At 71.3% G+C, this 12,891-nt stretch carries 10 protein-coding genes; 4 read left to right on the forward strand and 6 right to left on the reverse strand.

Going from position 1 to position 12,891, the window contains the following annotated elements; translation table 11 throughout:
* Positions 1 to 665: 665 nt before the first annotated feature.
* Together smpB and ACFYPM_RS16085 are read right to left on the reverse strand one after the other, a co-directional pair.
* Positions 666 to 1,157 carry an SsrA-binding protein SmpB gene (gene smpB / locus ACFYPM_RS16080; RefSeq protein WP_387196738.1) on the reverse strand — a complete coding sequence of 164 codons (492 nt, stop codon included), beginning with the start codon at positions 1,155 to 1,157 and terminating at the stop codon, positions 666 to 668.
* Between the two features lie 25 nt (positions 1,158 to 1,182).
* Positions 1,183 to 3,420 carry a hypothetical protein gene (locus tag ACFYPM_RS16085; RefSeq protein WP_387196741.1) on the reverse strand — a complete coding sequence of 746 codons (2,238 nt, stop codon included), beginning with the start codon at positions 3,418 to 3,420 and terminating at the stop codon, positions 1,183 to 1,185.
* Between the two features lie 152 nt (positions 3,421 to 3,572).
* Here ACFYPM_RS16085 and ACFYPM_RS16090 point away from each other — a divergent pair, with 152 nt between their 5' ends.
* The 4 genes from ACFYPM_RS16090 (at position 3,573) to ACFYPM_RS16105 (ending at position 9,332) form a co-directional block, all read left to right on the forward strand.
* Complete coding sequence (locus tag ACFYPM_RS16090) at positions 3,573 to 5,231, forward strand: FAD-dependent oxidoreductase (protein ID WP_387196744.1); 1,659 nt, start codon at positions 3,573 to 3,575, stop codon at positions 5,229 to 5,231.
* 160 nt (positions 5,232 to 5,391) lie between these two features.
* Positions 5,392 to 6,849, forward strand: a complete 1,458-nt coding sequence (locus ACFYPM_RS16095; protein WP_387196748.1) for an ATP-binding protein — start codon at positions 5,392 to 5,394, stop codon at positions 6,847 to 6,849.
* A 77-nt stretch (positions 6,850 to 6,926) separates the two neighbouring features.
* On the forward strand, positions 6,927 to 8,873 hold the full coding sequence (locus ACFYPM_RS16100; protein ID WP_387197375.1) for an ABC transporter ATP-binding protein: 1,947 nt from the start codon (positions 6,927 to 6,929) through the stop codon (positions 8,871 to 8,873).
* Between the two features lie 279 nt (positions 8,874 to 9,152).
* Positions 9,153 to 9,332, forward strand: coding sequence for a hypothetical protein (locus tag ACFYPM_RS16105; protein ID WP_387196751.1), 180 nt, complete (start codon positions 9,153 to 9,155; stop codon positions 9,330 to 9,332).
* Between the two features lie 22 nt (positions 9,333 to 9,354).
* Here the strand turns inward: ACFYPM_RS16105 and ACFYPM_RS16110 are convergent, their stop codons facing one another.
* From ACFYPM_RS16110 to ACFYPM_RS16125, 4 genes are all read right to left on the reverse strand, one after another.
* Complete coding sequence (locus ACFYPM_RS16110) at positions 9,355 to 10,926, reverse strand: nucleotidyl transferase AbiEii/AbiGii toxin family protein (RefSeq protein ID WP_387196754.1); 1,572 nt, start codon at positions 10,924 to 10,926, stop codon at positions 9,355 to 9,357.
* A 22-nt stretch (positions 10,927 to 10,948) separates the two neighbouring features.
* Complete coding sequence (locus tag ACFYPM_RS16115; protein ID WP_387196757.1) at positions 10,949 to 11,758, reverse strand: SAM-dependent methyltransferase; 810 nt, start codon at positions 11,756 to 11,758, stop codon at positions 10,949 to 10,951.
* A 110-nt stretch (positions 11,759 to 11,868) separates the two neighbouring features.
* Positions 11,869 to 12,306 (reverse strand): hypothetical protein, encoded by a 438-nt coding sequence (locus tag ACFYPM_RS16120; RefSeq protein WP_387196760.1) that lies wholly within the window; start codon positions 12,304 to 12,306, stop codon positions 11,869 to 11,871.
* A 66-nt stretch (positions 12,307 to 12,372) separates the two neighbouring features.
* Positions 12,373 to 12,882 (reverse strand): NUDIX domain-containing protein, encoded by a 510-nt coding sequence (locus ACFYPM_RS16125; protein WP_387196763.1) that lies wholly within the window; start codon positions 12,880 to 12,882, stop codon positions 12,373 to 12,375.
* Positions 12,883 to 12,891 lie beyond the last annotated feature (9 nt).

A 12,891-nucleotide genomic window follows, 5' to 3' on the forward strand; every position in this document is an offset into this window, starting at 1 on the left:
CACGTCTCGGCCTCTCGCACGTCTCGGCCTCTCGCACGTCTCGGCCTCTCGCACGTCTCGGCCTCTCGCACGTCTCGGCCTCTCGCACGTCTCGGCCTCTCGCACGTCTCGGCCCCCGGCGTCTCTCGCCGCAAGATCGTGCTCGATCCAAGAAGTAGTGGCATCGGTGTGTTGGTGAGGCCACTACTTCCAGGATCGAGCGTGACCAACGGATGCGAGCCACCGGAAGTCGCCCCCAAGCCTGGCTGGGCACGGTGCTGGTCATCAAGATCCGCGCAACTACCCGGACGCTGCTACCTCGCGCGCCTCTGCGGCAGCAACATCCGGGAGGTTGTGACGATCTTGGCGCAGGGCGCAGGGCGCAGGGCGCAGGGCGCAGGGCGCAGGGCGCAGGGCGCAGGGCGCAGGGCGCAGGGCGCAGGGCGCAGGGCGCAGGGCGCAGGGCGCGGGGCGCGGGGCGCGGGCGATGAAGGCATTGTCGTCGATCGGGCCTCGTTCGGCGGCGTCGAGCAGGGCGGGCGGGACGGTGAGCGGCATGGCTCTCCTCCGCATCAGCTAACGATTACCGTTTTCATTAACGGCGTCGACTGAGCAGACCACGTCGATGAAAGGACGTCAACGGTCCCGCGGGCGCGCCGCGAACAGCAACCGGAAGTGGCAGCAGATCAGGGCCGGCGGGGGTGGCCCTTGAGGTGTCGTCCCAGCTCGCGGGCGATCTCGCGGTTCGCGTCGCGCTCGGCGAGCGTCTGCCGCTTGTCGTAGGAGCGCTTGCCCTTGGCCAGGGCCAGCTCGACCTTGGCATAGCCGTTCTCGAAGTACATCGACAGCGGGACCATGGTCACCCCGCCCTCGCGGACCTTGTCCAGGATCCGGTCGATCTCGGCCCGGTGCAGCAGCAGCTTGCGGTTGCGGCGCGGGACGTGGTTGGTCCACGTGCCGTAGGTGTACTCGGCGATGTGCAGGCCGTACAGCACGATCTCACCGTCGCGCTCGTGCGCGAACGCGTCCACCAGCGAGGCCCTTCCCTCGCGCAGCGACTTCACCTCGGTCCCGACCAGCACGATGCCCGCCTCGTACGTGCGCAGCACGGTGTACTCGTGCCGGGCCTTCTTGTTCGAGGCGATCAACCGGCGTTCGGGCTGTTTGGACGGGCTCACCCCGCGACGATATCCGGCCGCTGTCTCAGCCGGTCGTCCGGCGTTCAGGGAGCAGTCGCCCGATCAGCTCCCGTACCGCCTCGGCGAACTCGTCCTGCGACTCGCACGGCCAGTGCCCGAGGATCGGCGGGGGAACGCTGTCGCTGGGCGCCGGCACCACATCCTGCGGGTCGACCAACCGGCGGTCCACCATCGCCGCCGGCCCGGTCAGCGTCTCGGCCTCTCCGGGCCGGTGGGAGGCGAAGATCCAACCGCCGATCGGGTCGGTGTCGCGCCACAGGTTGATCCAGCGCCAGCCGACCCGCTCGCCGATCTCCCGCAGCGCCAGCTCGTCGGCGTAGGCCGGGAACAGCCGCGAGTACAACCGACCCAGTGGCGATCCGTAGGTCAGCAGGGCGACCCGGTCGGTGATCCGGGTGGGCAGTTGCAGCACCGTGGCGGCGAGCAGCACCGAGCCGTGGCTGTGCCCGGCCAGCAGCACGCCGTGACCCTGTTCCACCAGGTAGGAGATCCGCTTGGCCAACTCCGGCACGGCCCGCTCGGCGTAGCAGGGCGGCGCGAACGGGTGTGCCGCGCGGGGCCAGAACGTGCCCAGGTCCCAGAGCACACCCACGTAGCGGCGGAACCCGGCCGTACGGTATGCGAAGAGGCCCCCGACCACCAGGCCGAGCAGGATCGCGGCGATCGCGTAGCTGCCCGACCCGATCAGGAAGTTGACCATGCTCTCGGGCACTCCGACGTAGCGCTGCGCCAGCTCGCCCGGCAGGAGCTGGAGCAGGCCGAGCACGCTGGTGGACAGGCCGAGCGCCGCCAGCCCGGCGTACACCACGGAGAGCGGTTCCAGCCGCTCGGTGAACCGGGCCCGGGCGATCGCCCGCTCGACCCGGCGCAGCCGGTCCGCCGCCGACGGGGGCGCGAGCGGGAAGTCGGCGGCCACGATCGCCCGCGCGGCCCGCCGCCGCCCGCGCCGGGTCAGCCTGGTGACCAGGGCGGCCACCAGCAGGGCGCTCACCACCGCCAGGAAGAACCCGAAGATCGCCCACTTGTACGCCAGGGGCGGGCTGGTCTCCAGGCCGTCCGCGGTCGTCCCCTCGCGATCGAGCAGGTCCGCCACCCGGTAGACCAGCTCGGCGGAGAACGCCACGGCGAGTCCGGCCGCGATCGTGACGAAGACCGGCGCTCCCAACGCACGCAGCGGGGCCCCGCGCTGCCCGCCGCCCCGCCGCCAGATCACCAGCGCGGCGAGGGCGGTCACCAGCATCATCTGGCTGACGAACAGCCAGGCCACCATCGCTCCGTAGCCGGGCAGTGCGCCGCCCCGCGGCCACGGGGCCGGACTGATGACGATGTGCACGATCACCAGCATCGTCAGGCCGCAGGCGATCGTGCGCAGCCCTCGGAAGAGGGCGTCCACCCGGGGCGCCGGCCCGGTCCGGTCGATGCTCCGTACCATCGTGAGCAGGACCAGGCAGGCCAGCAGCACCGCCCCGGTGGCCGCCAGCAGGAGCACCATCACCCACGAGCGGTGTTGGCTGGCGCGGGCGGCCAGCAGGCTGCCGTCGAGGGTGGCGAATCCCGCCGCGACGTGGACCGAGCGCAGCCGACCCACGAGTGGCTCGCCGTCCCACTGGCCGACCGCGCTCAACCGGTGTTTCGAGGTCGGGGTCGACGGGCTTCGGAACGCGTCGAACGAGTGGCCCGGGCGGGCGCCCAGCCACCAGACCAACCCGAGTGCGGCGACCGGCACCAACGCCAGCACACCCAGGCGTAGCCCGGGCGGGCGTCCGCCGAGCCAGGACAGCCAGCTCCGCCCGGCCAGGCACGACGGGGTGTCCATGCAGCGCCAGGCGACCAGGTCCAACGCCACCCCGACGATGGAGAGCACGTAGAGCATGGTGAGGGTGAGGGCGAGCAACCGGCACAGCGCCATGAAGCCCCGCTTCGACGCGGTGTTCGCCGGGCGCATCCAGAGCGCCACGTTGCAGAGCATGAAGGGCAACAGGAACACCAGCGACAGCGTCCGCACGGCCGTGCCGGACGGCAGGTCACTCCACCGGTACGCCTCCAGCGTCACCCCGTCCGTCCCGGTCGAGTCCGGGTAGCCGGGGCGCGGTCGGTAGAAGCCGCCGCTGCGGTCCCCGGCGACCTGGTGCACGTACGGCCGGCCCAGCACCTGATCCGCCCCCGCGCCGGAGACACCGTGCACCCGCAGTTCCACGATCCCGCCCGACGTGGTCGGTCCGGTCGGCGACACGTCCGCCATGGGCCCCCCGAGGTGTGCGTGGCAGCCGGGCACGTCGTCGACGTACGACCACCCACGCGGCTCCCCGGCTTACCCGGTCCCGGGCTGGTCAATCGTGCGGTGGAGCTCACGCGGTGGTGCGGTCGACCCGCGACAGGTGATTTCATGGCGCCATGGCGAATCCGGTGATCCTGACCGTCGACGACGACCCCGTGGTGTCCCGCGCGGTGGCCCGGGACATCCGCCGGCGTTACGGCGACCGCTACCGGGTGCTGCGGGCCTCCTCCGGACCGGAGGCGCTGGACGCGCTCCGGGAGGTCAAACTGCGCGGCGAACAGGTGGCGCTGCTGCTGGCCGACCACCGGATGCCGGAGATGACGGGAGTGGAGTTCCTGGAAGCGGCGATGGACATCTTCCCGGCCGCCCGCCGGGTGCTGCTCACCGCGTACGCCGACACCGACGCCGCGATCGAGGCGATAAACGTCGTCGACCTGGACCACTACCTGCTCAAGCCCTGGCATCCGCCGGAGGAGAAGCTGTACCCGGTGGTCGACGGGCTGCTGGAGGCGTGGTCGGTCACCCCGGACGCGGCGAGCGCGGAGATCCGGGTCGTCGGGCACCGCTGGTCGGCGCCGTCGTTCAAGGTCCGTGACTTCCTGGCGCGCAACCTGGTGCCGTACCGGTGGATGCTCTCCGACGACCCGGAGGGCGCCCGCCTGCTCGACGCGGCCGGGGCCACCGAGGCGGACGTACCGCTGGTGGTGACGGCCGACGGTAAGGCGCTGATCGCTCCGAACGAGGCCGAGTTGGCCGCGCTCGCCGGGCTGACGGTCGTGCCGGCGTGTGACTTCTACGACCTGGTGGTGATCGGCGCTGGCCCGGCCGGCCTCGGCTCGGCGGTCTACGGCGCGTCGGAGGGGCTGCGCACCGTGCTCGTCGAGCGGCGGGCGACCGGCGGGCAGGCCGGGCAGAGCAGCCGGATCGAGAACTACCTGGGCTTCCCCGACGGCGTCTCCGGCGCGCAGTTGACCGATCGGGCCCGCCGGCAGGCGGTCAAGTTCGGCGCCGAGCTGCTCAGCGCCCGGGAGGTGGTCGGTCTCAGTGAGGCCGGGGGCGCCCGGCTGTTGCGCTTCGGCGACGGCTCCGAAATCGCCGCGCATACGGTGGTGCTGGCCACCGGTGTGTCGTACCGGGTGCTCGACGCTCCCGGGCTGGCCGACTTCACCGGTCGGGGGGTGTTCTACGGCGCCGCCGCGACCGAGGCGCCGAGCTGCGTCGAGCAGGACGTCTACATCGTCGGCGGGGCCAACTCCGCCGGCCAGGCGGCGGTGCACTTCTCCCGGTACGCGTCGAGGGTGCACCTGCTGATCCGGGGCGCGGACCTGACCGCCTCGATGTCGCGTTACCTGATCGACCAGTTGGCGCGGATCGACCGGATCACCGTGCACCCGCACACGGCCGTGGTCGGCGGTGCGGGTGAGGACCACCTGCAACGGCTCACCCTCTGCGACACCCGTACCGGGGAGGCCCGCTCGGTCGACACCTCCTGGCTGTTCATCTTCATCGGTGCGGAGCCCCGTACCGACTGGTTGGACGGGGTGGTGGTCCGGGACGGACGCGGCTTCATCGTCACCGGCCCGGACCTGTTGGCCGGTGGACGCCGGCCGTCCGGCTGGTCGCTGTCGCGCGACCCGTACCACCTGGAGACCAGCGTTCCGGGGGTGTTCGCGGCCGGGGACGTGCGGGCCGAGTCGGTCAAGCGGGTCGCCTCGGCCGTCGGCGAGGGCGCGATGGCCGTCTCGCTCGTGCACCGCTATTTGGAAGCCCAGTGAGCCGGGTTTGCGAGCCCCGCAGTCGCGAACAAAGGAGACCCAGTGAGCGCGAGGAGTGAGCCGGGTTTGCGAGCCCCGCAGTCGCGAACAAAGGAGACCCAGTGAGCGCGAGGAGTGAGCCGGGTTTGCGAGCCCCGCAGTCGCGAACAAAGGAGACCCAGTGACCACCGCGTCTGATCGGCTGACACCCGCGCAGCTGCGCACCCTGTTCCTGTTCGAGTCCCTCGACGAGGGGCAACTCGAGTGGCTGGCCGAACGCGGCCGGGTCGAGCAGCGTGCCGGCGGCACCCTCGTCTACGCCGAGGGGGAGCCCGGGACCTGCTTCTTCGTGCTGGTGCGCGGCGCGGTGGCGTTGAGCCGCCAGGTGCGCGGCGACGAGATCGAGGTCAGCCGCACCGACCAGCGCGGCGTGTACGGCGGGGCGGTCCAGGCGTACCTGGGTGACCAGGTCGACCAGATCTACCGCAACAGCATGCGGGCGCTTGTCGACTCGGACTTCTTCGTGCTGCCGGCGGAGGACTTCGCGTACGCCCTGCGGGCCTGGTTCCCGATGCCCATGCATCTGTTGGAGGGGTTGTTCCTCGGCCTGCGGAACAGCCAGGCCATCGTCGGCGAACGGGAGCGGCTGTTGGCGCTCGGCTCACTGTCGGCGGGGCTGACCCACGAGCTGAACAACCCGGCCGCGGCGGCGGTGCGGGCCACCTCGGTGCTGCGGGACCGGGTCGCCGGGATGCGGCACAAGCTCGCGATGGTCGCCGACGGCCGGCTCGACGGCACGGCCCTGCACGGCCTTGTCGCGTTGCAGGAGGAGGCGGTGGCCCGGGTTGCCACCGCGCCGAAGCTGACCCCGATGGCCACCGCCGACGCCGAGGACATCCTCACCGACTGGCTGGAGGAGCACGGCGTCGGCGGCGCCTGGGACCTGGCGCCGATCCTGGTGGGTGGTGGGCTCGACGCGCCCTGGCTGAGGCAGGTGAAGGCGGCGGTCGGCGCCGCGGACCTGGAGGCGGCGGTGCGATGGCTGACTTACACGGTCGACACCGAGCTGCTGATGCGGGAGATCGGGGACGCGGTCACCCGGATCTCCGGCCTGGTGGACGCCGCCAAGCAGTACTCGCAGTTGGACCGCGCGCCGCACCGGGTGGTGGACGTGCACGACCTGCTCGACGCCACGCTCGTGATGTTCAAGGGGAAGATCCCCGCCGAGGTGAAGCTGGTCCGCGAGTACGACCGCAGCATCCCGCCGGTCCCGGCGTACGCGGCCGAGCTGAACCAGGTGTGGACCAACCTGATCGACAACGCGTTGGGCGCGATGGGGGAGAAGGGGGTGCTGACCGTCCACACCGGCCTCGTCGGTGACCAGTTGGCGGTCGAGGTCACCGACACCGGCCCCGGTATCCCGCCCGAGGTGCGTCCACGCATCTTCGAGCCGTTCTTCACCACCAAGCCGGTCGGCGCGGGCACCGGCCTGGGGCTGGACATCTCGTACCGGATCGTGGTGCACAAGCACCACGGCGACATCCGGGTGGAGACCGAGCCGGGACGGACCACGTTCCGGGTGCTGCTGCCGATCACGGAGGGCGCACCGGAGGTGCCCGGCGACGCGCCGGCTACCTAGAGACAGTGGGCGGTAGCGGGCAGTAGTCTCGGGCGGCGTTTCGTGATCCCGCCCCCGAGGAGGGTCCCGTGGAGTCGATGGCACGCCAGCGCACCACCGTGGAGAACGACCAGCCGGATGATCCACCGGACACGATGTTGCCGGAGCTGGAGGATCGTGAGTGGCTGCACCACGCACAGGAGTTCGCGCACACCAGCTTCTGGGCGGTGGCCCGCCGACTGCCCCGGCTGGTCCGGGCAGCGGTCGGCCTGGCCTGGTCCACCAACCGCCGGGACACGGTCGCCTCCATCGGCCTGAACATCGCCGCCGGGGTGATGACCACGTTCGGCCTGCTCGCCACGACAAGCGTGCTGCGCGAGTTGTTCGCCGTCGGTCCCACCCCGGACCGGGTCCGCTCGGCCCTGCCGGCGCTGATCGTGGCCGCGGCGGCGGTGTCGGCGCGCGGCGGCCTGACCATCGCGGCGGGTTGGGCACAGGCCCGGCTGATCCCGCAGATCAACTATCAGGTGGAGCTGCGGCTGTTCGAGGCCACCACGGCGGTGGACCTCGCCGCGTTCGACGACGCCGGCTTCGCCGAGGAGATGGACCGGGCGCGCGACCGGGGGATGGCGGAGGCCGCGTACATCGTCGACCACACCGTCAACCTGGTCACCGGCGTGGTGGGGATGCTCGCCACCGCCGTCGCGGTGACCGTCATCCAACCGCTGCTGCTGCCCTGCCTGCTGCTGGCCGCGGTGCCCCAGGCGGTCACCGCCGTGCGGATGGCCCGCCGGGAGTACCTGGCGATGCTGGCCCGGATCACCAGGCGACGCCGGATGTGGATGCTGGCCCACCTGATGGCCAACCGGCACACCGCCGCCGAGGTACGCGCGTACCAGATGCGCGACTTCCTGCTCGCCGAGTATCGCGGGGTGATGGCGGTCGAGACCCGCGCCGAGCTGCGGCTGGTCCGCTCGCAGACCGGCACCCGGGTCATCGGTGCCACGGTGGCGGGGCTGGCCACCTTCGGCGTGTACGCGGTCCTCGGCGGTCTGCTGCTCAGTGGGATGGTGGCCCTCGCCGCCGCGGCCACCGCCCTGCTCGCGTTGCAGTCCGCGCGGACCAGCCTGGGCGTGGCCGTCGTCGCCACCAACTCGCTGTACGAGGACGCCCTCTACTACCAGGACTACCAGGACTTTCTGGCCCGCGCCCACGCCCGGGTGCCGATCGGGGGCAACCGGGTGACCGACGGTGTCGACGTGATCGAGGTGGACGACGTGAGCCTGCGCTACCCGGACACCGACGCCCCGGCGGTGGACCGGGTCAGCCTGACCGTCCGCCGGGGCGAGGTGATCGCGCTTGTCGGCGAGAACGGCTCCGGCAAGACCACCCTGGCCAAACTGATCGCGGGCCTCTACCAGCCGACCGGCGGGGTGATCCGTTGGGACGGCGTCGACGCGGCGGAGTTGGACCCGCGCGCCCTGGGCGCCGAGGTGGCCGTGATGACCCAGGAGTGGTGGAAGTTCCCGTTCACCGCCGGGCAGAACATCCGCGTCGGCCGGCACGACCGCCCACCGGACCGGTCCGGCCCGAGTGTGCAGGAGGCGGCCCGTGCGGCCGCCGCGCACGACATGATCGTCGGCCTGCCGCGCGGCTACGACACGCTGCTCGACCGGGAGTTCAAGGACGGCCACGAACTGTCCGGTGGCCAGTGGCAGCGGCTCGTCGCGGCTCGCGGCCTCTACCGCGACGCCGCCCTGCTGATCTGTGACGAACCCTCGGCCGCCCTGGACGCGCGTGCCGAACACGCCCTGTTCCAGCACCTGCGCCGCCGCCCCGACCGGGCGGTCGTGCTGATCACCCACCGGCTGGCAAACGTCCGGCACGCCGACCGGATCTTCGTGCTGGAACGGGGTCGACTCGTCCAGCACGGCAGTCACGACGAGCTGATGTCCGCCGGCGGCCTCTACCGCGAGCTGTTCGACCTACAGGCCAGCGGCTACCTGACCGGCACCGACGAACGCCGCCCCGCCGACACCCGCTGACCAGATCTGCTGATCAGTGGTCGGACCGTTCCCGCAGGCGTGCAAGAACCGGCCTCGGGATGTCCATTGGGGATCCGGCCATGGCCCGCGGCCAACCACTAACCTTCAAGCGATTCGCCGCATGGCGTACGGGGTGCCGACCGGACGTCAGCGGCAGCCGCCCACGGTCGGCCGCACCGCAGTTGGTGGCCCGGCCACGATTGAACCCGGGGAGCGCCACTCGTGATGCCGCCGAACTGTTTCGTATGCCATTCGAGGGAGTTCGAGAATGCGGAGATTGTGTACTTCGCGCTGAGCCCAGACGAGGAAGAGAGCCAACGCAACAGGAGGGGCTGGGTCGGTCACCCCGACCACGCCGTCTGGTTCTGCCCCGAGCACCTCCAACTGGGCCGGGACCGGGAGTCCCTGCACTGGCGGGACGCCCTGGACGAGATCAGCGCCCTGACCCGGGGTCTCTGACGCCGCGCTGCACGGTGAGCGGCTAGGTCCAGGCGCGGTCGAGGGCCATCGCCAGCCGCTGTGTCCACTGCTCGACGGTGCCCTCGATACCCGGGTACTCGTCGGTGAAGTTGTCCCAGTCGGCACCCCAGGTCAGCACGGTCTCGGCGATGAAGCGGTCGGCTTCGGCGCCGAGGTCCGATCGCATGAGCCGGCGGACCAGGTCCCGGTCGACGGTGGTGGTTTCGGCGAGGAGAACGGCGTCGTAGAGATCCTTGCCCTGCGGATACGAGTCGGTGGCCAGCCACAGCAGTTTCCACGCCAGCGCCAACGCGGCGGGTGCGGCAAGCATCGGCTCCGCGACACCCCGCAGCATGACGCTCTCCGGTGGGAGGGGAAGCTGTTCGCCGAAGACGATGTCGATCTGTACCTGGCCGTCCGGTGCCCCGGGCGCGCTGAACGGGACGACGAGGCGGCGGCCGTCGGCTCGCTCGTACGTCCAGATGGCGGCCTCGCTGATCCGTTCCGGTCGCAGGCCGGCACCCGGGGTGGCCCGGACGGCGGCCTTGACGGCGTCGAGTAGCGCACGGGCCACGGCACTGTCGCTGGTGATCGTGTGCGGGACGACGACGAAGTCGAGATCGCCCGGCTCGCGGGCGCCGTCACCGACCTGGGCCGGCATGAGGAAACTGCCGCGCAGCACCAGCTGGCGGCTCTCGGGGATCGCCGCGATGACCGCCAGGACCTGTTGCATCGCGGCGCGCCGGGCGGTGGTCCACCGTTCACCGGTGGCGGCCACGAGGAAGTCGGGCTCACCGGCCCGGTACGCGTTCGCGTACTGCCTGAGTGCCGGGTCGAACGCCGCCCGCTGGCGGACGGGCGCGTCGGCGGGCAGTGGTCGGTAGGTCGGCGGGAAGTCCGGCGAGCCCTCCGGTGCGGACCTCATGGCGTTCTCGCGCTCCACCTCCCACTCGTCCACGCGACCTTCGCGCACGTCCAACCAGCTGCGGTCGTGGGCCACGTTGTTGTCGAACACGACGTACTCCTGCTCGACGGCGACGGGCTCGTGGCCGGCGGCGACCAGGGTCGCGACGAGGTCGTCCAGGCGCTGTTTGGCGGTGGCGAGCCCAACGCCGTGGCAGCGCTGGTTGACGAAACGTTCCTGTGCACCACCAGCGCGCTCCCGGCGGGCGTTGCGGGACAGTCGTGCCCCGTGCGGCGCGATCAGATCGGTGAGCGCCAACACCTGCGCCACCACCGGGCCGGTCAGCAGCAGCTTGACGTGATGCTCGAAGTACCGACCTGCCGGCTCCGTGGCGGCCTCCTCGTCCGACTGCGGCACACCGACGCACCACGGCGCCGCTTCGATCTTCGTGCGGGTCACGTACATGCCGGCGGCCCGCAGCTCGCGTTGCCAGTGCTCCGCCACGGCCCGCTGCTCGTCCAGCGTGCCCCGCCCGGTCAGGGTGAGCATCGGCTGGAAGGCGAACGTGCCCCGGTCGAGCACGATGTGCACGCACTTCAGCCCGTGCCGGGCCGCGAAGGCAGACAGCGCGTCCGCCTCGTGATCTCGGACCGTGATGTGGATTTCGAAGTACCCCGACACCTCACGCATCGGCGGAGTCTATGCCAGGGCGTCAGAGCACGCGGGCGACGCCGCAGTAGCCATCGACCGGGGCCGGGGGCCTGCTGTCGGTCCGCCACTGCCCCAGCGGCACGACACCCGGCTCGACCAGGTCGAGGCCGTCGAAGAACGCCGTGAAGTCCGCGACCTCACGCAGGTGGTACGGCAGCGCACCGCTCTCGTTGTACTGCCGGTGCGACTCGATGACCCGCTCACTGGTAGCCGTACCGTCGGACATCGCCAGGAAGCTGCCCGGCGGTAGGGACGAGACCAGAGCGTTGACGATGGCCCGCGCCTCGGCGGGCTTCTCGACGTGGCCCATGACGCCCAGCATCATCAGCGCGATCGGCTCACCGAAGTCCAGTGTGTCGCGGGCGTCCTGGACGATCTTCTCCGGGTCGCGCAGGTCGGCGTCGACGTACTGGGTGGCACCCTCCTGGCTGCTGGTCAGCAGCACCCGGGCGTGCGCGAGAACCATCGGGTCGTTGTCGACGTAGACGACGCGCGCCCGCGGCGTGATCCGTTGGGCGACCTGGTGGGTGTTGTCGGCTGTGGGGAGGCCGGTACCGACGTCGAGGAACTGGCGGATCCCGGCCTCGGCGGCGAGATAGGTCACCGCTCGTCCGAGGAACGCGCGGGAATACCGGGCCGCCTCGACGATTTCCGGGAAGACCGCCCGTACCTGTTGGCCGACCTCGCGATCCGGGGCGAAGTTGTCCTTACCGCCGAGCCAGTAGTTCCACACCCGTGCCGAGTGCGGCACCGTCGTGTCCAGCTTGACGGCCGAACCTCCCACCGGCTGCTCAGCGTGGTCCTGCGACATGTCGTCTCCCCTTACCAGCCATGCGGTGTCGAGGCCGTAGCCTAGTGGCGCGGCGGCGCTCGCATGGTACTGCGGATCGACGAAACCCTTGATGGCGGCACAGGCCACGGTCAGAGGTCGTCGGGCCACCAGAATGGATCGAGGCTCTTGCCGTGGCCGTGTGGGCAGGTGCCGTATCCGATGCTGGAGACGTTCCAGTGGCGGTTGCAGTACGGTGCGTCGCAGGGGCCGCAGAAGCCAGCGTCGTCGTAGAAGTCGGCAGTCGTCACGGCGGCGAACCGGTACGGCTCGGTGAAGGCGGCGGCGATTTGCGTCGCTCTCGCCAGGTCGACCGGGTCGCCGTTGCCGTTGCCGGCCTCGATGCCGGAGAAGATCAGCCACCACTGCTGGTCGCCGTGACGCTGTCGGGCGGCGTCGAACGCGTCGCGTTCCTGTGGGGAGCGGTCGGCCCAGTTGGCGGGCTTGGCACCGGGGGCGACGAGTTCGACGTGTGTCGCGGGTCGGCCGCACACCGCGCAGGGCGGGCGGGCTGCGAACGCCTGCACCATGTCCTCATCATCCCCCACGAACGTGTCGGGCGACGGCGCACTCGGCGGACGGTGCCGTCGGTGACGTCAGGAGGTGGCGGTCAGGAACTCGGCCAGGACCCGCGTGTGGGTGGAGAACGCCAACTCGACCGGGTCGGAGAGCACCAGCCACTCGGTCGCCTCCTCCGTCGGCGTCGACGGTGGCAGGTCCTCGGCCGCTCGCTCGGGCAGTACTCCGAAGATCATCATTGTGCCGCCGTGCGGGGCGCCGTGCACCGCGAGCAGTCGGGCGTCCTCGGCGGCCGCGATCAGGCCGGTCTCCTCCCGCAGCTCACGAACGAGGGCGTCGGACCACTCCTCGCCGTGCTCGACGAAGCCGCCCGGCAGCGCGAGCAGCCCGCGGGCCGGCTCGATGTCCCGGCGGACCACCACGACACCCAGGCCGCCGGCCGTGCGGACCGGCAGCACCGCGACCGCCACGGGCAGCGGGTTGCGCCAGACGGTCTCGCCGCAGGCCGCGCAGACCCGCGGCCATCCGGCGGCCGGCGGGTAGGCGGCGCCGCAGTAGGAGCAGTGCGAGTACGGCATGCCGGTCATCCGCAGCAC

Source organism: Micromonospora sp. NPDC005203 (genome assembly GCF_042872705.1).
Taxonomy (GTDB): Bacteria; Actinomycetota; Actinomycetes; order Mycobacteriales; family Micromonosporaceae; genus Micromonospora.

What these genes read in the sequence shown, in the direction of transcription:
- ACFYPM_RS16125 (WP_387196763.1), bottom strand. Translation starts at nt 12,882, where the DNA reads ATGACCGGCATGCCGTACTCGCACTGCTCCTACTGCGGCGCCGCCTAC.
- ACFYPM_RS16120 (WP_387196760.1), bottom strand. Translation starts at nt 12,306, where the DNA reads ATGGTGCAGGCGTTCGCAGCCCGCCCGCCCTGCGCGGTGTGCGGCCGA.
- ACFYPM_RS16100 (WP_387197375.1), top strand. Translation starts at nt 6,927, where the DNA reads ATGGCACGCCAGCGCACCACCGTGGAGAACGACCAGCCGGATGATCCA.
- ACFYPM_RS16110 (WP_387196754.1), bottom strand. Translation starts at nt 10,926, where the DNA reads ATGCGTGAGGTGTCGGGGTACTTCGAAATCCACATCACGGTCCGAGAT.
- ACFYPM_RS16115 (WP_387196757.1), bottom strand. Translation starts at nt 11,758, where the DNA reads ATGTCGCAGGACCACGCTGAGCAGCCGGTGGGAGGTTCGGCCGTCAAG.
- ACFYPM_RS16090 (WP_387196744.1), top strand. Translation starts at nt 3,573, where the DNA reads ATGGCGAATCCGGTGATCCTGACCGTCGACGACGACCCCGTGGTGTCC.
- ACFYPM_RS16085 (WP_387196741.1), bottom strand. Translation starts at nt 3,420, where the DNA reads ATGGCGGACGTGTCGCCGACCGGACCGACCACGTCGGGCGGGATCGTG.